This is a genomic window from Achromobacter sp. HZ34 (assembly GCF_002209485.1).
Classification (GTDB): domain Bacteria; phylum Pseudomonadota; class Gammaproteobacteria; order Burkholderiales; family Burkholderiaceae_B; genus Bordetella_C.
Window position 1 is genome coordinate 138,694 of the sequence record NZ_NJIX01000005.1, and the last position, 21,085, is coordinate 159,778.

Consider the following 21,085-nt stretch of genomic DNA (forward strand, 5'->3'; position numbering starts at 1 on the left):
TGCCGGCCGCGCCGTCGGCAAGAATTCGAACGCCGCCTACGATTTGTCTCATTTACAGGGGCTTTGAATTCTGTTGACATAGCGGGCACCCTCAGCGGCCCATCATCCACCCCCTACCGGAAAACCCGCGTGCCTGAAAGCAAACTATTCAAGCGCAAACTTTGGGGCGCGACGCTGACGGTACTGGGTACCCTGGCGCCCATCATTCTCATCCTGCCCCTGGTCGCCACCGAAGCGCGCCACCAGGCACAGAACGAGGCCGACATCACCGCCACGGTCGTCCTGAACCAGATCGAGAACATCCTGATGCACGCCGAGGATGCCACCCGCACCCTCGCCACCACCAGCCTTGGCCGCCCCTGCAGCGAGGTCAAGAGCAATCTCACCCGCATGGGCACACTGCGGCCCTACTTCCGCTCGCTGAGCCTGGTCAAGGACAACCAGGTCTATTGCTGGTCCATCGATACCGACGTGACCACGCCCTTGTATGCGATCTCCGCGGAAGGCGAGATCGCCCCCGGGCTGGCCATCGCGCCAGTGCCCGGCACCTTGCTGGTGCCGGACCGGCCCGCCGTCCAGGTTTCCTACGGACTGAACACGGGCCAGGGCGCCGTGGCCTGGGTCGACGCCCAATACCTGTACGACCTGAAGACCGCCGCCGCCCGCGACGGACTCTACGACATCGAAATCCTGCTGGGCAAGCGCCGCGTGCCGCTGCTGGATGCCGGTGAACGGGAGCGCCCCGCGCACACCGTCGGCGGCGAGACCCAGGTGGCGGCGTCCGACAGCTATGCGGCAGAAGTGCACGTGACCGTGCTCAAGCACCAGATCGACTCGTTCCGGCGCGATATCTGGCACAAGTACTTCGCTTTCCTGGTCCTGGCCTGCCTGATTTGCGGTTACCTGACACGGCGCTATTTCGACCGCCGCGTGACCCTGGCGTCCGACATGCGCAAAGGCATGCGCAATGGCGAATTTCACCTTGTCTATCAGCCCCTGGTCGACCTGAAGACCGGCGCGTTTGCCGGCGTCGAGGCCTTGGTGCGCTGGAACCATCCGTCCGCGGGGCCGATCCGGCCCGACCTGTTCATTCCCGTGGCCGAAGAGACCGGCATGATCGTGGAACTGACCCGCCACATCTTCGCCATGGCGGCCGCCGATCTGCGTGCGCTGGCCCTGCCCGCGCATGCCCACCTGGGACTGAATGTCTGCGCCCAGCACATGGCCAGGGCCGACTTCATCGACGACGTCGAAGGGTTGCTGCGGCAGTTGCAGCGCCCCGAGCTCGGGGGACCGGTCAACCTGGTGCTGGAAGTCACCGAACGCGCGGCGTTACCGGACGCCGAAGTGGTGCGCAACAATATGCGGCGCTTGCGCGAACAAGGCGTGCAATGGGCCATCGATGATTTCGGCACGGGGCATAGTTCGCTGGCCTACATCGAAAAGCTGGAAGCCGACTATCTGAAGATAGACCGCGCCTTCGTCAACAGCGCGGGGACCGACGCGGTGTCGGCCGTGGTGCTGGAGACCATCATCGGCCTGGCCCGCAAGCTGGACCTGACGATGGTCGCCGAGGGTGTGGAGACCGTGGCGCAGTCCGACTACCTGCGGGCGCACGGGGTGCAGTTCGGCCAGGGCTACTACTATGCCCGGCCGATGCGGGCGCGCGACATCACCGCATGGCGCCAGGGCTTCGTATTGAAGCCGCTCGAGACGGCCGTGGCACCGGCACGCAGTTGAACCGCAGCCGCATGAAGCAAGCGCGATACCGCGCCTAGTTGAAGCGCAACCGCATGAAGCTGGCCACGCTGGCCAGCGCCGCGAAGGCCGCGCCCAGCCACAGCGCCAGCAATGCCCCTTGCGCGGTGGAGGCATGGAAGCAGGCCGCCACCAGCGCCGCGCCGGTGGACTGCCCCAGCAGACGCACCGTACCGACCATGCCGGAGGCGCCGCCGCTGCGGGCCGGCGGGGCCGACGTCATCAACGCGCGCACATTGGGCGACTGGAAGAAGCCGAAGCCGGCGCCGCACAGGGCCATGCGCCAGCAGATGTCGAAGACGCCCGGATTGGCCGGCAGCAGGGCCAACAACATCATGCCCGCGGCCAGCACCGCCAGGCCGACGCCCGCCAGCATGCCGGCCGAATGGCGATCCGACAGGCGCCCGGCCACCGGGCCCAGGGCCGCCACCAGCACGGGCCAGGGCGTGATCAGGAAGCCCGTCTGCACCTGGGTATAGCCCATGGCGTTCTGCAGCAGGAACGGCAGGGACACGAAGGCCAGCGATTGCGTGGCGAAGGTGCATACCGAGGTCGCGGCCGAAAGCGCGAACATCGGGCGCTTGAGCAGGTCCACCGCCAGCAGCGGCGCCGGGTGGCCGGCCTGGCGCCGCAACAGCACCAGCAGGCAGACCAGCGCGGCGATCGCGCTGAACGCGATCATGCGTGGCGGCGCCACGTGGGCGCCCTCGTTCAAGGCGAAGACCAGCAGCGCCAGGAAACCGGCGGCGAACAGCGCGGCGATGCCGTCGAAGCGATGGCCGCTGCCGACGTTGGCGGGCAGGGACTGAAAGCACAAGCGCAAGGCCACCAGGCCCACGGGCACATTGATCAGGAACAGCCAGTGCCAGCTGGCGACCGTCAGGATCAGGGAGGCCACGGTAGGCCCGGCGGCGAAGGAAAATCCCACTACCAGCGAATTCAGTCCGACACCGGCACCCAGCATGCGATCCGAATAGATGTAGCGCAGCATGGCGATATTCGCGCCCATGACGCCCGCGCCGCCCAGCCCCTGCACCACCCGCGCCGCCACCAGCCACGGCAAGGTGGGCGACAGGCCGCAGGCCAGCGATGCGATGGTGAACAGCGCCAGGCCAACCACCATCACACGGCGATAGCCGATGATTTCGCCCAGCGAGGCAAGCGGCAGCAGGGCCGCGACCATGGCCAATTGATAAGCGCTGATGACCCAGACGGAATCGGCCTCGCCCACGCCCAGGTCGCGCGCCATGGCCGGCAGCGCGGTATTGGCGATGGCCGTATCCAGGCTGGCCATGCAGACCCCCAGCATCACCGCCAGCGCGGCGCGGCGCCGGTCTTCGGGCGGCAGGCCCTGTCCTATGGGTAAGTGACTTTGCTGGGAAAACGACAGGCGCGACGCAGGCATGGAGGTGCAGCTTGATGGAATGGCGGTCGGCCCGGCCGCGTTGCACGGCCGGGCATGGAGAACACGTAATAGAAGCGGCTAACTGTGTACTCCCGCAACGCCAAGGCTGTCAAACCTGACGGACACCTTGATACGTCTACACCGCGGGCGCCTGTGGGTCGAAGCCGGTTTCCTCCAGCGGGAACAGGGGCCGCGCGCGCTTGGCATAGGGAAAGATCGAATAGTCCGAAGTGGTGACACCCGGACTGTCGATCTCCACCAGCCCGCCGGAGATGGGCACGAACACCGGCCGGCAATACATGCGCGACTTCAACAGCAGGAAACGCGCGCGGCGCGGGTCCTCGCCCAGGCTCTCGAACACGCCCAGGTCCCACGGCTCATGCGGCAGCTCGGACACGACGACCACGGCGGCCCCCATGTCCAGCACCGCGCTGCGGCCCATGCTCACGCGCATGCCGGTATAAGCCGGCCCCGTGATCACGTACTCGCCGTCGGTAATGGCACGCACGATGCCGCTGGCCTGCATGGGCCGGGCATGGATGCCGATATTGTCCAGCGGCCGCTTGTTGCCCAGGGGCAGCGTGACGCGCGCGCCGACGCCCGCCGCCGTCATGGCGGCCACCGCTTCCGCATCGCACAGCACGCCGGCCAGGATGCCGTCCAGGCCGGCCGCCAACGCGGCTTCCAGCACCGCCGTCGTGTCGCACGTCCCGCCGGAATTACAGTTGTCACCGTGATCCAGCAGCAGCACGGGCTTATCGGTGCCTTGCGCCAGCGCGCCGGCTTCGCGCAGCGAATCCGCCATCGGCGGGCTGCGGTAGACGAAACCGTCGCGATCGTTCCAGATGCCGCCGGCCAGGCGCGCCGCCGTGCGGTCGGCCAGGGCGTGATCGCCGTCCGCCACTACGATGACGCTGATGCAGGGCTTGGCGATATCGGCCAGGCCGAAACCGGCCAGCACCGAGGCCGCCACCACGCCATCGCCGGCCGCCTCGGCGGCCTTGGCGGCGGCCACCGCCGCCTGCATGGCGCCCGCGTCGGTGGCCGAGCGCAAGGTATGCGTCATCAGCGGCAGCCGGCGCCAGGCCATGACCGGGCGGAAGTCGCCGTCCATCATCCGCCACAACAGCCGGCCCGCGTGCTCGCCGGTCTCGTACATGTCGACGTGCGGATAGGTCTTGAAGCTGACGATGACGTCGGCATTGTCGATGATGGCCGGCGTCACGTTGCCGTGCAGGTCCAGCGCCACCGCCAGCGGCACACCCGGCGCCGCCTTGCGCACCCGCGCCAGCAGGTCGCCTTCGCCGTCATCGCTGTTCTGCGCGACCATGGCACCGTGCAGGTCCAGGAAAATTGCCTCGCAGCCGGGTACGGCGGCAAGGATGCGCTCGCACATGGCGTCATAGGCATCGGCGTGGACCGGCCCGCTGGGATTGGCCCAGGCCGACAGCGGCGTGACCATCTGCGCGCCGCGCGCCCGCGCCAGGTCGATGAAGGCCGACATGGCGGTGCGGCCGCCGTCGTTGTCGCGCAGCGCATCGTCGCCATACAGGGGGCCGTTGCGACCGAAGGACGCCAGCGGCGTGGGCACCGGCGAGAACGTATTGGTCTCGTGGTTCATGCGGGCGATGAGGACTTTCATGCGGCGGCCCCGTGGGCCTGGGATTGGCCTGCCGTGCTGGCCGCCGTCTGCGCCACGCCCGCCTTGCTCAGCATGGCCTGCAGCAGCACGTTGCAGCCGGCTTCCAGGTGTTCGGGCTTGGCGTCCTCGATTTCGTTGTGGCTGATGCCATCCTTGCACGGCACGAAAATCATGGCGGTGGGCGCCACGCGCGCCAGGTAGACGGCATCGTGGCCCGCGCCGCTGACCACGTCCATGGCCGACAGCCCGAGGGCGCGCGCGCCCTCGCCCAGCATGCCGATGAGCTCCGGCGCGAAAGCCTGCGGCGGGAAATAGACCACCTCGCGCAGATCCATGGCCACGCCACCGGGAACGGCCGCGATACCTGCACGCAGGGCCGCGGCCATGCGGTCCAGGGTGGCGTCGTCGGCGGCGCGCAGGTCCACCGTCATCTTCACCTGGCCGGGGATCACGTTCCGGGAGTTCGGATAGGTATCCAGGCAGCCCACCGTACCGCGCGCGTGCGGCGCATGGTCCAGTGCGATGCGATTGACCAACTTCACGACATCGGCGGCAGCCAGCAAGGCGTCATGGCGCAAGGCCATGGGCGTGGGGCCGGCATGGGCTTCCATGCCCGTGATGGTGAGGTCGTACCAGCGTTGTCCCAAGGCGCCCTGCACCAGCCCGATGACGATGTCCGCCGCTTCCAGTACGGGGCCCTGCTCGATGTGGGCTTCGAAGTAGGCAGCCACGGCCTGGCCGCCCACGGCGTCGGCGCCGGCATAGCCGATGTCCTGCAAGGCGTTGCGCACGCTGACGCCGTCGCGGTCCACCGCGTCCAGCGCGTGGTCCAGCGTGAAGGCGCCGGCATACACGCCCGAGCCCATCATCACCGGCACGAAGCGCGAGCCTTCCTCATTGGTCCATACCGCCACTTCCACCGGCGCCTCGGTGTGGATGCCGTGGTCGTGCAAGGTACGCAGGACTTCGATGCCTGCCAGCACGCCGTAGTTGCCATCGAACTTGCCACCGGTCGGCTGCGTGTCGATGTGGCTACCGGCCATGACGGGCGGCAGGTCGGCCCGGCGGCCGGCGCGGCGCATGAACATATTGCCGATGGCATCCACGCGTACGCTGCAGCCCAGCTCGCGCGCCCAGCCGGCCACCAGGTCGCGGCCCTGGCGGTCCAGGTCGGTCAGGGCCAGGCGGCGCACGCCGCCCTTGTCCGTGGCGCCGATGCGCGCCAGCGTCATCAGCGACTCCCACAAGCGCGGGCCATTCACGCGCAACGATTTGGTGTCGGGAAGAGAGATATCCATGATGTGCCTTCCAGAGTAAAAGTGAAACAAGGACGTGTTGCGCCAGGCGTACCGGGTGGCGGATACGCCGATCAACCCACGCCCACGCCCAGATAACGGTCCTTGATGCTGGCATCGGCCGCGAAGGCCGCATTATCGCCCTCGTAGACGATGGTCCCCTGTTCAATGATGTAGTGGCGGTCGGCAAGCTGCGTGCAGACCTCCAGGTTCTGCTCCACCAGCAGGATGGGGACACCTTCCTGCCTTATCAGCTTGAGCTGCGCGACGATCTCCTCCACGATGACCGGCGCCAGCCCCTCGACGGGCTCGTCCAGCATCAACAGCCGGGGATGGTTCATCAACGCGCGGCCGATGGCCAGCATCTGCTGCTCGCCGCCCGATAGCTGGGCCCCGCCGTTGCGGCGCCGTTCCTTCAAGCGCGGGAAGATGCGGTAGATGTCAGCCAACTGCCAGGGCGAACGCTTGCGCGCGCCCAGCAACAGGTTTTCCTCCACCGTCAGCAGACGGAATATCCCCCGGTTTTCCGGCACCAGGCACAGCCCGCGGGCCGCCACCTTGTGCGCCGGCAAGCCGCCCACCGCCGTCCCGTCGAACACGATGTCGCCACGCGCGGGCCGCAACGCGCCCGCGATGGTGCGTAGCGTGGTCGACTTGCCTGCGCCGTTACGTCCCAGCAAGGTGACCAGTTCGCCCTCGCCCACTCGCAGCGATACCCCCTGCAGGATATGGCTCTTGCCGTAATAGGCGTGGACGTCGCGCAATTGCAGCTTGGCGTCGGGCGTCATGCGCGGCCTCCGGTAATCATATTGCCCAGGTAGGCCGCGCGCACACGGTCATCGTCGCGGATGGCCGCCGGCGTGCCTTCCACCAGCACCCGGCCCTGCTGCATCACTGTCACCGTGTCGGAGATGTCCATGACGATGTTCATATTGTGTTCGATCAGCAGGACGGTATGGTCGGCCGCCAGGCCGCGGATCAGCGCCTTCATGCCGTCCAGGTCGTCTACGCCCATGCCGGACGTGGGCTCGTCCAGGAAGATGGCGCGCGGTCTTGCGGCCAGCGCCATGCCCACTTCCAGGCGGCGCTGCTGGCCGTGCGACAGGGCCCCGGCCGCCGTATCCGCGCGGGCGGTCAAGCCCAGGCGTTCGAGGATGGTGTCGGCCAGCTCGGCGATCTCGCGGTGCCGGCCGGGCGCGCGCCACATGTCGAAAGCACCGGCGGCGTGCGCGCCTTGCGCGGCCAGGCGCAGGTTTTCCCGGACGTCCAGGTTGGCGAACAGGCTGGTCACCTGGAACGACCGCGCGATGCCGCGGCGCACGCGCACGTTGTCCGGTTCATGCGTGACGTCGTGGCCCGCGAACTGGATGGTGCCGGCCGTGATGGGCACGGTGCCGGTCAGGGTATGGAACAAGGTGGTCTTGCCGGCACCATTCGGGCCGATGACGGAATGCACGGTGCCGGCGCGCACGCGCAGGTCGACGCCGCCCAGCGCGGTGAACTTGCCGTAGCGCTTGACCACGCCACGCGCGTCGAGCAATGGCGCGGCGTTTTGATTACCATTCATCTCTCGCCCTCCGGTGCGCCATCGGGTGCCGCCTCGGCGCGGCCACGCCGCAGCGCGGTCCCGCCCCGTTGCAGCAGTCCCCACAAGCCCTTATGCATGAACAGGCTGACACCGATCAACATCAGGCCCAGCAGCAAAAGCCAGCGCGGCCACAGCGTCGACAGCCAGTCGGACATCAGCACATAGAACGCCGCGCCCAGCACCGACGCGAACAGGTTGCCGGTGCCGCCGATAACCGTCATCACCAGGATCATCTCGCTGGTGTGATACTCGATGTTCGACAGCGGCGCGATACCCGTCATCAAGGCATGGAAGGCGCCGGCCAGGCCCGTCACCGCGCCGGACAAGGCGAAGGCGGCCAGCTTGAAGCGGCGTGTGTCGTAGCCCACCGCGCTGGCACGCGTTTCATTCTCGCGTATCGCCAGCAAGGTGCGGCCGAACACCGATGCCGTGACCCGCTGCAGCAGCCAGAACACCACCAGGAAACACAGCGCCACCAGCGTGTAGAAACGCCAGGGACTGTCCAGCGGCAAGGTCATGCCGAACAGCGACAAGGGCGGCCGCGGGATATTCAGCAGGCCGTTGTCGCCACCGGTCCAGTCCGGCAGGCTGTAGGCCAGGAAATAGAACATCTGGGCAAAGGCCAAGGTCAGCATGACAAAGTAAGTGCCGCGCTGGCGGATGGCGAACCAGCCCACGACAGCCGCCGTAAGCGCGCCGGCCACCAGCGCCAGCAGCACCGCCAGGGGCAGGCCCAGGCCCGCGCGTGTCATCAGGATGCCCAGGGTATAGCTGCCCATGCCGAAGAAGATGCCCTGGCCGAAAGACAGCAGGCCGGTATAACCCAGCAGCAGATTGCAGCCCAGCACCGCCAGCGCGTAGACCAGCACTTCGGTCGCCAGCGTGCCCGAACTCAGGGTCAAAGGCAGGATCAGGACGACGGCCAGGGAAAGCCACCAGCCCGACGAAGCGCTGAACGAAGAAACCGCGCGGCCCAGGAATCCGGTGCGTTGCCGCGTGCCGGCGGCGGGGACCGCACTGCGTTCGGATGTGCTCATCACCCTCTCCCCAGCAAGCCATGCGGGCGCAGCAGCAGCACCGCCGCCATGGCCACGTAGATCATCAGGCGTGCGCCTTCCGGCCACAGCGTGCTCATCACGCTCTGCACGATACCGATCAAGAGCCCTCCCACCAGCGCACCGGCGAAACTGCCCATGCCGCCGACCACCACGATGACAAAGGCCACGCCCAGCGCCTCCAGCCCCATGAAGGGATCGACGCCACGGATGGGGGCCGCCAGCGCGCCCGCCAATGCAGCGGTGCCGGCGCCCAGCGCGAACACCAGGCCGAACACGCGAAAGACATTGATCCCCAGCAAGGACACCATCTCCGCCGACTCGCTGCCGGCCCGCACCGCGCTGCCCAGGCGCGTGCCTTCCAGCAGCCACCACAACAGCAACGCGAACACCGCGGTGAAGGCGATGACGAACAACCGGTACTTGGGATAGATGAAGCCGCCCCACATGACCACGCCCTGCAGCGCGGCCGGCGTGGCGACGTTGTCGCCCAGCGGCCCCCAGATCAGGATCACCACCTCCTGCAGCACCAGCGCCACCCCCACCGTGATGAGGATGTGGAACTCGTGCGGCCGGTCATACACCCGGCGCAACAGCGTGCGCTCGGCCAGCCACGCCAGCACCGCCACCACCAGCGGCACCACGATCAGCGCCAGCCAGAAGTTCAGCCCCCAGGCGACCGCCTGGTAGCAGAAATAGGCGCCCAGGAGATAGAAGGCGCCATGGGCGAAGTTGACGAAGCGCAGCAGCCCGAAAATGATGGACAGGCCGACGGCCAACAGGAAATACAGCATGCCTACGCCGATCCCGTTGACCACCTGCAGCAGGTAGACGTTCACAACTTGCAGCCGGTCTGCGCCACGGGCAGGAAGGATTTGCCAAAGCTGAGAATGTCGGCGTAGTCGTCCTTGTCCTTCATCGCCGACTTGGCCTTGCCCTTCAGCAAGTAGTAATTCTTCAGCACCTGGTGGTCTTCGGGACGGATTTCCTCGTCGCCGGTCAGGCCGGTGAACTTCATGCCTTCCAGCACCGGGATGACCTTGGCGGGATCGTCGGAGCCGGCCTTGATGATGGCGTCGATGAAGATCTTGGTGCAGATGTAGGAACCCGCCAGGCTGTAATTGGGATTGAACTTGAACATCTGCTGCGTGCGCTGGACCAGGTCCTTGTTGCCGGGCGAGTCGATGCCGTGCCAGTACTGTGCGCCGAAATACACGCCTTCGCACAGATCGGCGCCCAGCGATTCGAACTGCTCCAGTCCGGAGGCCCAGGCCATCAGGATGGTGGTGTTCTGCTTCATGCCGAAGCTGACCGCCTGGCGCAGCGCGTCCGAGGACTGCGAGCCGAAGTTCAGCAACAGCAGCACGTCGGGCTTGGCCGCCATGGCGTTGGTCAGATAGCCGCTGAATTCCTTTTCGGCCAGGGAGTGATAGCTGTTGCCGACGTGCTCGATGCCTTTTTCCTTGAAGATGTTCTTCGCGGCGTTCAGCAGGCCGTCGCCGAACACGTATTGCGGCGTGATCGTGTACCAGCGCTTGGCCTTGGGCATCTGCTCGATCAGCGGACGCACCGTGCGTTCGATGGCGCCAAAGGTGGGCACGGACCAGCGAAAGGTCGACTTGTTGCAGTCCGAACCCGTGATCTCGTCGGCACCGGCGGTGGTGATGAACAAAGCGTTGTCCTTCTGCGCCTCCTTGGCCATGGCCAGGGCCTCGGACGACAGGATGCCGCCGGCGAAATAGCGGGCGTTCTTCTGCTGCACCAGTTCCTGCAGCTTGCGCACGGCGGTGGCGGGCTTGGCTTCGGTATCCAGCAGCGTATAGGCCAGCGGCTTGCCCAGCGCCTTGCCGTATTGCTCGATCGCCAGCTTCATGCCCAGGTCCGCGAACTTGCCGTTGGCGGCGAAGGCGCCCGACATCGGAACGGGACAGCCAAACTGGATGGTCTGCCCGGCGGCCTGGGCCAAGGCTGAGCGCATGGAAAGCGTGGCCGGCGCGGCGGCGGCTAAGGCGGCCATTTTCAACAGTTCACGGCGATTCAAGGTATTCCCCTAGGCTGGCGCCGGCGCGATCGGCGACGGCTGTGCTACATGGAAGGACGGGCGCGTCCGTACGTTGCGGCGCGCTCGCGGGCGAGATCCGCCAGGGCCGCGGGTGGAAGCGGCCCTACGCGGAAGGACTTTCGTACCTATCGCTATTTATCATGATAAATACGACGGAATTGATAATATAGAAGCGTCATTTTCGCCGTCAACCAGGCGCGTATCAGGTTAAACCCTGGGCTGCGTATTCCGCCGGCCAGCGCAAATAAAAGGGGAGAAGTAGAACATGGCCCGAGCCGCCCAACGCAGCGCCACCACCACGACCGTCGATGCCGGCGCCGCCGGCGTCGGGAAAGGGCCGCGCCGGACGCCGGGCCGTCCCAAACGCGCCGACCTGGTGGCCGAGGAGATCAAGCGCCTGATCACTGAGCGTGACCTGAGCCCGGGCGACAAGCTGCCGCGTGAAAGCGAATTGCAGGAGATGTTCGCCGTCAGCAAGAGCACCATGCGCGAGGCCTTGAAATCATTGGAAGTGCAGGGGCTGGTCACCATCAGCACGGGGCCCGCCGGCGGCGGACGCATCGTGGAAGTCACGCTGGACCGCACGTTCCAGCTGCTGCAGAACTACCTTTTCTTCAAGGAGGTCAGCATCGATGACATCTACACGGTGCGCAAGCTGCTGGAACCGGAACTGGCGGCGGGGGCGGTGCCGCACCTGACCGATGCGGACTTCGACGCGCTTGAACACAGCATCGAATGCTGCGATCCGGCGTCCGGCCATACCGCGGACGTCATTGCGCAGCGCAAGGAAGATCTCAACTTCCACGACATCCTGGCGCTGGCCAATCCCAATAGTTTCTTGCGTTTCACCTGCCAGCTGATCAACGAGATGCTGCGCCAGTTGACGGTGTTCGAGAACGACACCCCGCTGCGGACCCAGCGGCGCTTCGGCGATGCCAATGCGACCTTGCATCGGCGCATCACCGTGGCCGCGCGGGCGCGCGATGCCGAGACGGTACGTGCGCTGATGGCCGAGCATATGCAGGAAGCGTCCGGCTTCGTGAAGCAGCTCAACGGCAAGCTGCGCGGCCGCCTGCTGCTGGATGCCGACATGTCGCGCCGGGAGACGCCACGGCGCGTGGCGCGCAACACGGCGAAACGGCCGGCCAAGGAGCCGTAGCCGGCGCCGGCGTCATGCCGTTGCGCAGCTGCGTCTTCAGGCCAGTGCGCCGATGCGCCCATGCGCCCATGCGCCAGTGCGCCGGTGCGCCGGTGCGCCGGTGCGCCTTCATGCCTTCCGGCTTTCACGCTTTCGTGCGCAGCTTGCCCAGCTTGGTCGCATACTCGGTGTGCATGCCCTGGCGCACGCCGGCCGGTGCGCGCAGGGCGAGCGTCAAGGCGAGCAGCGCCTGTTCAGCCGCCACGTACTCCGGCTTGGCGCGCAGCCGGGCGTTGGGCTCAGCGGCGTCCGATAGCATCGCGCTGCCGGCGCCGGGCGCGGCAGGCGCCTGGGACCGGTCCGCCGCCACGACGGCATAAGCCCGCATGGCGTCGAAGAAATTCGCCTCACTGTCTTGCAAGGCCTGCGCGGTAGCGGCGTCGGCGTTTGTCAGGGCCTCAAGCACGAACGCACGCACCTGTCGGGTCGCGGCGCTATCGTCACGGCCCAGGTTGGCGAAAATCGCCGGCAGGTCGCGCTTCGTGGGTAGCGATCCCAGAAACTCCCGGGCGGCGCGGTCGCCCTGCTCTCTGCTGGCGGTTTTGCCGTAGCAGTTGTGCAGGGTCATCAACACCGACCTGCTGGCGTTACTGCCCGTGATCGTGCCCAGGGGCCGCACTTCGGCGTTCATCGCGGCATCCAGGCGGGCCAGGACGCGGACGTGCTCCAGTATGAAATCCGGCGCCGCGCTGGCGCTGTCTTGCCGCGCCGCGGCTGGGGCAGCTGCCGCAGTTGCCGCAGTTGCCGCAGTTGCCGCGGTTACCGCGGTTGCCGCGGTTGCCGGAGCGGCCGGAGCAGCCAGAGGCTTGGAGAAATTGAGGTTCAAGATCAGACGGCCTTGGACGCCAAATGCAGGCGAGATGGCAGTCATCGCGTCGCCAGCCAGGGCACCCAGCGTGCTGGCGAAGTCCGCGGGCAGGCCCGCCTGCGACAGCGAGCCGATGGCGCCGCTCAGATGCCCGCCCGCCCATTGCGTGAGGGGCTCGATGAGCTTGCCGATGCCGACACTTCCCCCCAGGCCCACGCTGACGTCCACATCGATGAAGTCGCCCCCCTTCAGCGCAATGAAGTGGTCGACGCGCGTCCCCTTGACCTTGGCGCTGACGTCGGCGCCCACGCCGAACGACGGCAGCTTGACGCCGACATCCGCGCCCAGGTCCATTTCCATACTCCAGGTCTTTATTCGCAGCGTGTCCTTGAAGCCGGTCGCCTGGCGCAGCAGGACATCGTCGTGGCGCATGGCCGGCGCGGCCAGCCGCTCGGTCAGCGCCTGGAAGCCGGCCAACGCGTGCGGCTGCGGTTGCAGTTGCGGCGCCGGTTGCAGTTGCGGCGCCGGTTGCGGTCGCGGTTGCGGTTGCGGTTGCGGTTGCGGTTGCGGTTGCGGTTGCGGTTGCGCCTGCATCTGCGTGTCGCGCGCGTGCTTGTCGATCAAGGCCGCGGTGATGGCGAGCGCGCGCAGATAGCCATAGGCGCCTTCCTTGGGCTGGATGCCCCAGGCCCGTTCGACCGAACGGGCCAGTTCGCGCGCGCGCGGATCGTCATCCGCCACCCGCGCGGCATGGCAATACAAATCCAGTTCGCTTGAGAGCGCTTGCAGCGTGCTGGTCAGGTCGGCGGCGGCCACCGGCGGCTGGCCAGGTTGCCAGCTTGCAATGGCTTGCAGCACGCGCGGAAACTCAGCACGAGACGGAGCCAGCGTTGCGGTGGGCTGCGCTGCGGGGGCCTGCGCTGCGGGGGCCTGCGTTGCGGGGGCCTCCGTTGCGTGGGCCTGCGCTGCGGGGGCCTCCGTTACGGGGGCCGGCCCAGCGTCTAGCCGCGCAGCGCCCGACTGCGTCAGCCCTCCGGGCGGGGCGTGATAACTTTGCAAGGCTCGCAGCATAGGACCAAAGGCCGCGCGCAAATCGTCCAGGCGCTTCTGCGTGACCTCCTCGCCCGCCCGGCCTGCCTCGCCGGCATCCAGCGCTTTCCACACAGGGACGTAGGTCCGCACGCCTGTGCTTGCCTTCGCGCCATCGATCGCGGCCGTACCGTGGACGCCGAGCACGCCCAGCACGCCCGTCTCGCCCGTGGCGCTAAGTGTGGCATCGCCCTGCAGCTTCACGCCGGCCGTGAGCGTCTTGAACGGCGTGCCGGCAGCGGCCATCGTCCGCTGGCTTTGCGCCAGGGGATGCGGCGCGACGTCGGCATGTGGCTGCCGCAGGACGATACCGAACAGTGCCGCCGTCTTGGCGAACTCGTCGTAGTTGGCATGGGCCTTATGGCGCAGTTCATCCAGGGTGTGCAGCGAGAAGGCCTTCGATCCTCCCCACCGCGAGCCGGATGCGGCGCGCTGCAGATCCCGCAACGCCTCTACATCGCGTTCGGCCTCGTACACGCTGCTACCTGGTGCCTGCAGCAGATGCGCCTGATCGGTGTAGCTGCGCCCCGCGGTCCGGCCCAGCCTGCCGGTCAGGCCCAGGTCCAGCTTCAGGAAGAAAGCCTTGATATGCCCCACCACGCCCAGCCGCCCCTCGACGCCACGGCTCTCGCGTACCCACGAATCATCGCTCACGTCCAGGCCGCTGGAATAGGTAGCGCCGACCTTCGGCGTGATGGCCGCGCTCAAGGGTAATTTCGGGATGCCTCGATCGGTCTTGAGGACGAAGGTGCTGGCGGTGCCCGCGTTCTTGTATTGGTTCGACTGCTTGTCCCCACGCGCTACCAGAAGTGGCCGCCCCAGACTGCCGCGCGCCCCCAGCACCTGCTGAGTCAATGCCTTCACCGCCCGCAGTTCAAGGCTGTCGCGCTTGCCCAGCATGCGTTCGGCGCGTTTCAGCTTTTCGGTAAGGCTGTGCAATTCCAGGTCGGTCAAGGTGCCGTCCGTGGGCCGGTTGCCGGCGCCGGCCGATGCAGGCTCGGCCGCTGCACCATTGCCTGCGCCAGCAGCGGGCGGTGCAGCGGCCGTGTTCGCATCGTCCAGCATTCCCAGCGGGGCCGGCAACAGTCGCTCGATGCGCTGCCAGAGTGCCGTGACGACGTCGCGGCGCAGGGAACCGTTGCTGCCGTACAGCGCATCGAAGTTGCGCGGCCCCTCGTCGGACCAGGACTTGAAGATGGCCGCCCTGGTTTCCAGCGGCTGCGATTGCGCTCGGGCCGTCGCATTGGGCCGGGCGAATGCCAATGTCCACCAGCGCGAGCTCAAAGCATCGGGCAGCCAAAGGCGCCCGGACGACGCTCCCTTGCTTGCGCGCGGCATGCCGCCAGGCGCGGCGACCGGGGCGCCGCCGCCGGCGGGGGCGGTTCGGTCAGGTGAGGCCGGAACGGGGACAAGGCCACCGGGGGGGAATTTGTCTGCAGCGTCGATCATTGCTCTCGCCTGTGATTCGCGATTCGAGAAATGAACGATATGAGTGCCCCTGATTCGCCGACATCAGAAAACCGCAGGCGGCACAGGCATGCACCAGCGGACCGGACTGGAACTCCTGCCCTGCCCTGCCTGGAAATTTCCGACTGCCGCTCAATAACCCTGGGTGCGATCCACTTGCCCGATCAGGGGCTGCCCTGCCCGCGCGCGGGCAATGTTGGCCGCCACATGCGCCGCCGCGGTGGCCGGTTGGGTCTGGCTGGCGTTGTGCGGCGTGATGACGATGTCCTCGCGCGCCCAGAACGGATGGCCGGCAGGCAAGGGTTCCTGGCGGAACACGTCCAGCACCGCGCCGCTCAACTGGCCGCGATCGAGCGCATCGAGCAGGTCGGCTTCGACCAGGTGTTCACCACGGCCCGCATGCACCAGGTAGGCACCGCGCGGCAACTGGTCGAAGGTGGCGCGGCCGAGGAAATTCTCCAGTTCGGCCGTCAAGGGCAGCAGGCACACGAGCACGTCGCTACGTGCCAGGAAGGCCGCCAGCTGCGCCTGGCCGCTAAAGGCCTGGACGCCTTCGACCTGCCTGGGGCTGCGGCTCCATCCCGCCACCTCGAAGCCGAGCGCTGCCAGTGCACGGCCGCTGGCCGCGCCCAGTTCGCCCAGGCCCAGGATGCCGACCCGCGTGCCGCCCAGTTCGGGGCGCTGCCATAGCCCGGCGCGCTGGCTGGCGCGCATGGCTTCCCAGCCGCGGCGGTATTGCAGCACCGCCATGGTCACGTATTGCACCATGCCCATGGTCAGCGAACTGTCGACCATGCGCGCGACCGGCAGCGCGGTGGGTACCGTGCCGTCCTTGAGAATATGATCCACCCCCGCGCCCAGCGAGAAGATGGCGCGCAGCTTGGGGAAGCTGGCGATCACGCCGGGATCGGCCGCCCATGTCAGGACGAATTCCACCTCGTCCACCGGACCGGTATCCGGCCATACGCGCACCTCCAGGCCGGGGCAGGCGGCGCGCAAGGCGGCGAGCCAGGCGTCAGTGGGGGCGGTTTTGCGTATCAGCACCAGACTCATGCGGAATTTCCTGTGGCAAGTGGAGCCGTCGTGAAGCGATCGACGGCGTAGGCAGTTGAATACTCGGGCGTCGGCAGGCCCTGGATCAGTTCCGCCAGCATCGCGCCGACGGCGGGCGATATCTGGAAGCCGGCGCCGGAGAAACCGAATGCATGCAGCAGGCGCGGCGCGCGCGGGCTGAAGCCGATGACCGGATTCTTGTCCTCGAAATAGCCTTCGCGGCCGGACCAGAAACGGATGATGTGCGCGTGCGCCAATGCCGGCAGGACTTGCGGCGCGTTACGCCCCAGGGCCGCGATGGCCGGCCGTCCGGGCCGTGAGCGGTCGCCCGGCAGCGGGCTGCCGAAACCGCCGCCCATGACGACATTGCCGCGGGCGACCTGGCGGCCGTAGAAGCCGCCGCCTTCGACGCCGATGGATACCGAGACCAAGGGAGGCAGGGGCTCGGTTACCGCCATGGTGGGGAACTTGACGATCAGCGGAACGTGGTCGCCGAACCAGGCGGCGATCTCCGCGCCCCATGAACCGGCGGCGTTGATGACATGGTCCGCCGTCACCTGCGTGCCGCCCTCGATGTCGATGCGCATGCGTTCGCCGACGGCGCTCACGCCCAGCACGCGCCCGCCCTCGATGAAGTGGGCGCCCGCGCGTGCGGCGGCATGGCCGAAGGCGGGCGCCACCAGGCGGGGATTGGCCTGGCCGTCTTCGGGGCACAGTGAGCCGCCGATGATGTCCGGCCCGAAAGCCGGGAAGCGGCGGCGGAATTCAGCGCCCTCGATGATCTGCAGGCCCAGGTCGAAAGCGCGGGTCTTTTCCTGGTAGGCGCGCAGCGCGTCCAGGTCGCCTGGCGTGCGCGCCACCTTGAGATGGCCGGAGCGTACGTATTCGCCATCGATGCCGATGAGCTCGCGCAGGCGCGGCCAGATGGCGTGGGCGCGCTGTGCCAGCGGCAGTTGGACCAGCCCGCGGCCCTGGCGGCGCACACCGCCGAAGTTGACACCACTGGCCTTGGCGCCGCCCACGTCGCGATCGACCAGGACCACGCGCAGGCCGGCGTGGCGCAAGGCCAGCGCCGCACTCGCGCCGATCAGGCCGGCGCCGATGATGGCGACATCAGTGCTGATGGTATTCATGCGGAACGCTCCGCGTTGCCGTCGACCAGTATCCGGCCTTGGCCTTGCCGCCGGCCCTGGCTCTGGCCCTGGCTCTGGGCTTGAGCTTGGGCTTGGGCTTGGGCGTGGGCGTGGCCCTGGCCTTTGCTCTGGCCTGGGACGCCCACATTGGCCGCGCCGCTGCACGCAGCCGACAGCGGCAGCGGCTTGATCGGCGCCTGTGCACGCAGGCGGCCTACCTGGCTGATATCGCGGCCGCAGGCATGGGCCAGGAACTCGGCCGCGCCGGCCTGGCACATGCGGCCCTGGCACAAGCCCATGCCGACGCGGGACAAGGCCTTCAGGCGGTTCATTTCCTCGATGCCGCAAACCCGTACGGTAGCGTTCGCTTCGACGGTGGAAATTTCCTCGCAGCGGCACAAAAGCACTGCGCGTTGCGCCACCAGGGCGGCCGCATCCGGCAGCGGGAAAGCGCGCTCCAAGGCCTGGCGGAAGCGGCGCGAGCGGTCGAGGCGGCGCGCCAGCCAGCGCTGCCGCGCGGCCGCCACCGGCACGCCGCGATCGGACAGCATGGCCAGGGCGGCAAGCTCGCCAGCCCATTCCGCGTGATCGGCGCCACCGATGCCGGCGCCATCGCCGGCCAGGTAGACACCGGCCACCGAGGCGCGCCCCTCGGCGTCGAGCACGGGCAGCCAGGCACGGTTGAGCGTGTCGTAGCGAAAGTCGCAATCCAGCAGATCGGCCAGTTGCGTTTCCGAACGCAGGCCGAATCCCACGGCCAGGGCGTCACAGGGTATCTCGTGCGAACGGCCGCCCACCGAGTAACGCAGGGCTGCGACTGGCGCTTCGCCCAGCGCGGCTTCCAGGCGCACGCCGTGATGCATGGGCACGCCGTGGGCGCGTAGCCAGGCGGTGTAGTAGATCCCTTTGGCCAGGATGGACGGGCGCGCCAGCATGCCGGGCAGCGCGCTAACCTGTGTGGACAAAGGCGTCGTGTCCAGCACGGCGGCCACCTTGGCGCCGGCCTTGGCATATTGGTAGGCGACCAGATACAGCAACGGCCCGGTGCCGGCGAAGACGATGCGCGGGCCGAGCAAGGTGTCCTGGTACTTCAACGCGACCTGCGCGCCACCCAGGGTGTACACGCCGGGGCGCGTCCAGCCCTCGAAGGGCAACAGGCGATCCGTCGCACCAGTGGCGATCAGCAGGCTGTCGTAGGGCAATTCAACGGCTCGGCCGCCCTGCATCAGGTCCAGGACGCCGCCCTGCGCTGGCGCGGCAGGCGCGCGGCCATTCGCTGCCTGACCATTCCACACCAGAGTCCTGGGCCGGTAATCCGCCTGCACGGCCATCGCGTCGCCGGCCTCATGCAGCGCTACCGCGCGGCGCCATTCGAAACCGTAGCGTTTGCGGGCCAGGACGTCGCGGCCCTGGGGCGGACGGCGATAAATCTGGCCGCCGGCGCGTTCGCCTTCATCGACCACGACAGGCCGCACGCCATGCCGCAACAGCGTCTGCGCGGCGCGCACGCCCGCAGGCCCCGCCCCGACGATGACGGGCTGCCAATCGCTCATGGCCGGCTCCCCGGATCCGGATCCGGGGCCCGCACCGACACCGCAACACTGGCGGCATCAGGCGCCGTCTGCACCGGACACAGCAATTCCATCCCCGCATCCACCAGCGTGCTGCATGCGCGCACGCGCTTGCCGTCGGGGCACAGCACCCAGCAGTCCTGGCAGGCGCCCATCAAGCAGAAGCCGGCGCGCGGCGCCTCGCTGAAGGGGGACAGGCGCAGCCGGTCGCCCTGCAACAGAATGGCGGTGAGCACCGTGTCGCCGCGCCGCGCCGTACAGGGCTCGCCATTCAGATGAAAGGTCAGCGTATCGCCGCTGAACGCCGTCGACGCGGCGGTGCGCGTCAGCAGCGGCCGGGAAAGAACAGTCATGCTGGCAACCAGGATTCAGTGCACGCCATAAAGATGTTCGACCAGCCGCTTGAACGCATCCAGTTCGGCATCGGTCTTCTCTTGCGACCAGCCCAGCGGTATCGCCAGGCGCGCCGCCGTCGCGGCGGCATCGTCCAGGCCCAGGTCGGCATCCCACACCCGGCCGCTACGCCGCGCGAGTTGGTCTTCCAAGGTGACGACATGCTGCGCCAATGGATCGTCGGCGTTGCGCGCGGACGTGGCCGCGGATACCGATGCAGCCAAGGATGCCGGCGCCGATGCCGCGGATGCAGCCGCAGCGGCAGATGCAGCCCCGGCGGCGGCTACCGATCCCGCTGCTGTCGCGCCACCCGCCGCGCCAACCCGCTGCGGCCGGGCCGGCCCGAGCCGATTCGCCAACGCGGCCACCAGATCCTCGCCCGTCTTGCGATGCGCGCCCAGTGAACCATTGGTCAGGGCAAACGCCCCCGGCATGCCTTCCGGCGCCATATCGTAGATACGCCGCGACCGGTGCCCCATCGGCAGGGCCGCGTCGTACGTCAAGGGCCGGATGCCCGCCCACGTCGAGACGATGTCCTTGCGGCCCAGTTGCAGCGTGGGAAACAGATGGTTGACCTCGCCCAGCAGGAAGGCGACGTCCTCGGCGTCGCAATAGACGTCATCGAGATTGCCCTCGTACAAGGTTTCGGTCGGACCGAAGAAGTGCAAGTCACGCCACGGCATGCAATAGAACGGACGGTTCTTGCTCGACATGGCGGCGAAACCCTGGCCCCGGCACGCGGCGGGCAGGCGGAACACCAGATGCGCGCCCTTGGTGCCGGTCACCTTGCGCGCCACCCCCGGTGGATTCAAGGCATTGACCTTGTCGACCCAGGCGCCGCCCAGGTTCAGCACGCTGCGCGCGCGCACCTTGGCGGCCCCGCCTTCCATCGCATCGCTCAAGCCCACGGTCCAGGCATTGTCCTCGAAGTCCAGGGACGTGGCGGGCGTATAGTTGCGCGCCGTCGCGCCCAGGCCCACGGCCTCGAACACCAGGTCGGCCACCACGCGCTCGGGCCAGTCGAACTGGTACTCGGTATAGGACGCGACACTGGCGATGCGTTCCGGCCGCGCCAGGAAGGACAGGAAAGGATTCGCGGCGCGTGCCTGCGCGGCGCTGCTGCGCTTGTAGTCCAGCGGCACCTTGCCGTCGGCCACCGCGCCCAGGATGCCGAACGCCACATCCACCATCCACGGTTTGTACGGGCCGTCGGCAAAGATCGGGTAATGCATGCGCAGCGGCTTCAACCCCGCCTTGTTCCCGCGCACCAGTTCGCTGCGCACCGCCATCGAACGCTTGATGGTCTTGACGGCATCGAGGAAGCGGCCCGGATGCTTCAACCAGGTGGTGATGGGACCACCCGGCATCAGGTAGCGCAGGCCGCAATGCAACAGCCGGCTCGACCGCGCGCTGGACCCGGCGCCATAGTCGCCCTTGTCGATGATGATGACGCGGTAGCCGCTGGCCGCGGCCGCTTGCGCGGCGGCCGCACCGTTGATGCCGGCACCGATGATGGCGATGTCGAATTCGCGTCCGTCCAGGGACGAGAGCGTGGGGCGCATGTTGCG

The 21,085-nt window shown here is 67.8% G+C and carries 16 protein-coding genes; 2 read left to right on the plus strand and 14 right to left on the minus strand.

Translation table 11 applies throughout. The features are described from left to right. Positions 1–129: 129 nt before the first annotated feature. Positions 130–1,740 (plus strand): EAL domain-containing protein, encoded by a 1,611-nt coding sequence (locus CEY05_RS20345; protein WP_158219364.1) that lies wholly within the window; start codon positions 130–132, stop codon positions 1,738–1,740. A 34-nt stretch (positions 1,741–1,774) separates the two neighbouring features. On the opposite strand, the gene CEY05_RS20350 is transcribed toward CEY05_RS20345, so the two are convergent. The 8 genes from CEY05_RS20350 to CEY05_RS20385 form a co-directional block, all read right to left on the minus strand. Beyond that, a complete protein-coding gene (locus CEY05_RS20350; RefSeq protein ID WP_088597507.1) occupies positions 1,775–3,163 on the minus strand; it encodes an MFS transporter in 1,389 nt (462 codons plus the stop codon). 136 nt (positions 3,164–3,299) lie between these two features. Beyond that, positions 3,300–4,805, minus strand: coding sequence for a M81 family metallopeptidase (locus CEY05_RS20355; protein ID WP_088597506.1), 1,506 nt, complete (start codon positions 4,803–4,805; stop codon positions 3,300–3,302). Next, positions 4,802–6,103: a Zn-dependent hydrolase gene (locus tag CEY05_RS20360; protein ID WP_088597505.1), complete on the minus strand. Its 1,302-nt coding sequence runs from the start codon at positions 6,101–6,103 to the stop codon at positions 4,802–4,804. The genes CEY05_RS20355 and CEY05_RS20360 overlap by 4 nt, the downstream gene beginning before the upstream one ends. Before the next feature lie 71 nt (positions 6,104–6,174). Then, a complete protein-coding gene (locus CEY05_RS20365) occupies positions 6,175–6,888 on the minus strand; it encodes an ABC transporter ATP-binding protein (protein WP_088597504.1) in 714 nt (237 codons plus the stop codon). Beyond that, positions 6,885–7,667, minus strand: coding sequence for an ABC transporter ATP-binding protein (locus CEY05_RS20370; protein ID WP_088597503.1), 783 nt, complete (start codon positions 7,665–7,667; stop codon positions 6,885–6,887). The genes CEY05_RS20365 and CEY05_RS20370 overlap by 4 nt, the downstream gene beginning before the upstream one ends. Continuing rightward, positions 7,664–8,725 (minus strand): branched-chain amino acid ABC transporter permease, encoded by a 1,062-nt coding sequence (locus CEY05_RS20375; RefSeq protein ID WP_088597502.1) that lies wholly within the window; start codon positions 8,723–8,725, stop codon positions 7,664–7,666. Before CEY05_RS20375 ends, CEY05_RS20370 begins: the two co-directional genes overlap by 4 nt. Beyond that, positions 8,725–9,582 carry a branched-chain amino acid ABC transporter permease gene (locus CEY05_RS20380; protein ID WP_088597501.1) on the minus strand — a complete coding sequence of 286 codons (858 nt, stop codon included), beginning with the start codon at positions 9,580–9,582 and terminating at the stop codon, positions 8,725–8,727. The genes CEY05_RS20375 and CEY05_RS20380 overlap by 1 nt, the downstream gene beginning before the upstream one ends. After that, positions 9,579–10,784: an ABC transporter substrate-binding protein gene (locus tag CEY05_RS20385; RefSeq protein ID WP_088597500.1), complete on the minus strand. Its 1,206-nt coding sequence runs from the start codon at positions 10,782–10,784 to the stop codon at positions 9,579–9,581. Before CEY05_RS20385 ends, CEY05_RS20380 begins: the two co-directional genes overlap by 4 nt. A gap of 286 nt (positions 10,785–11,070) precedes the next feature. Here CEY05_RS20385 and CEY05_RS20390 point away from each other — a divergent pair, with 286 nt between their 5' ends. After that, complete coding sequence (locus CEY05_RS20390; RefSeq protein WP_088597499.1) at positions 11,071–11,964, plus strand: FadR/GntR family transcriptional regulator; 894 nt, start codon at positions 11,071–11,073, stop codon at positions 11,962–11,964. Positions 11,965–12,088: 124 nt separating this feature from the next. On the opposite strand, the gene CEY05_RS20395 is transcribed toward CEY05_RS20390, so the two are convergent. From CEY05_RS20395 to CEY05_RS20420, 6 genes are all read right to left on the minus strand, one after another. Next, positions 12,089–15,349 (minus strand): hypothetical protein, encoded by a 3,261-nt coding sequence (locus tag CEY05_RS20395; protein WP_143220532.1) that lies wholly within the window; start codon positions 15,347–15,349, stop codon positions 12,089–12,091. A gap of 150 nt (positions 15,350–15,499) precedes the next feature. Then, entirely contained in the window at positions 15,500–16,420 is a 921-nt protein-coding gene (locus CEY05_RS20400; protein ID WP_088597497.1) for a glyoxylate/hydroxypyruvate reductase A, read from the minus strand. Further along, positions 16,417–17,553 carry an FAD-binding oxidoreductase gene (locus tag CEY05_RS20405; protein ID WP_088597496.1) on the minus strand — a complete coding sequence of 379 codons (1,137 nt, stop codon included), beginning with the start codon at positions 17,551–17,553 and terminating at the stop codon, positions 16,417–16,419. The genes CEY05_RS20400 and CEY05_RS20405 overlap by 4 nt, the downstream gene beginning before the upstream one ends. Next, positions 17,550–19,106, minus strand: coding sequence for an FAD/NAD(P)-binding oxidoreductase (locus tag CEY05_RS20410; protein ID WP_088597495.1), 1,557 nt, complete (start codon positions 19,104–19,106; stop codon positions 17,550–17,552). The genes CEY05_RS20405 and CEY05_RS20410 overlap by 4 nt, the downstream gene beginning before the upstream one ends. Then, complete coding sequence (locus CEY05_RS20415) at positions 19,103–19,477, minus strand: (2Fe-2S)-binding protein (protein WP_088597494.1); 375 nt, start codon at positions 19,475–19,477, stop codon at positions 19,103–19,105. The genes CEY05_RS20410 and CEY05_RS20415 overlap by 4 nt, the downstream gene beginning before the upstream one ends. Before the next feature lie 15 nt (positions 19,478–19,492). Beyond that, entirely contained in the window at positions 19,493–21,079 is a 1,587-nt protein-coding gene (locus tag CEY05_RS20420; protein WP_088597493.1) for an FAD-dependent oxidoreductase, read from the minus strand. Between the last annotated feature and the right edge of the window lie 6 nt (positions 21,080–21,085).

Excerpts from the sequence above, each read along its gene's own strand:
- CEY05_RS20390 (WP_088597499.1), top strand. The coding sequence starts at position 11,071 with ATGGCCCGAGCCGCCCAACGCAGCGCCACCACCACGACCGTCGATGCC.
- CEY05_RS20395 (WP_143220532.1), bottom strand. The coding sequence starts at position 15,349 with ATGATCGACGCTGCAGACAAATTCCCCCCCGGTGGCCTTGTCCCCGTT.
- CEY05_RS20365 (WP_088597504.1), bottom strand. The coding sequence starts at position 6,888 with ATGACGCCCGACGCCAAGCTGCAATTGCGCGACGTCCACGCCTATTAC.
- CEY05_RS20350 (WP_088597507.1), bottom strand. The coding sequence starts at position 3,163 with ATGCCTGCGTCGCGCCTGTCGTTTTCCCAGCAAAGTCACTTACCCATA.
- CEY05_RS20405 (WP_088597496.1), bottom strand. The coding sequence starts at position 17,553 with ATGAATACCATCAGCACTGATGTCGCCATCATCGGCGCCGGCCTGATC.
- CEY05_RS20360 (WP_088597505.1), bottom strand. The coding sequence starts at position 6,103 with ATGGATATCTCTCTTCCCGACACCAAATCGTTGCGCGTGAATGGCCCG.
- CEY05_RS20375 (WP_088597502.1), bottom strand. The coding sequence starts at position 8,725 with ATGAGCACATCCGAACGCAGTGCGGTCCCCGCCGCCGGCACGCGGCAA.
- CEY05_RS20400 (WP_088597497.1), bottom strand. The coding sequence starts at position 16,420 with ATGAGTCTGGTGCTGATACGCAAAACCGCCCCCACTGACGCCTGGCTC.
- CEY05_RS20410 (WP_088597495.1), bottom strand. The coding sequence starts at position 19,106 with ATGAGCGATTGGCAGCCCGTCATCGTCGGGGCGGGGCCTGCGGGCGTG.
- CEY05_RS20355 (WP_088597506.1), bottom strand. The coding sequence starts at position 4,805 with ATGAAAGTCCTCATCGCCCGCATGAACCACGAGACCAATACGTTCTCG.
- CEY05_RS20370 (WP_088597503.1), bottom strand. The coding sequence starts at position 7,667 with ATGAATGGTAATCAAAACGCCGCGCCATTGCTCGACGCGCGTGGCGTG.
- CEY05_RS20420 (WP_088597493.1), bottom strand. The coding sequence starts at position 21,079 with ATGCGCCCCACGCTCTCGTCCCTGGACGGACGCGAATTCGACATCGCC.
- CEY05_RS20415 (WP_088597494.1), bottom strand. The coding sequence starts at position 19,477 with ATGACTGTTCTTTCCCGGCCGCTGCTGACGCGCACCGCCGCGTCGACG.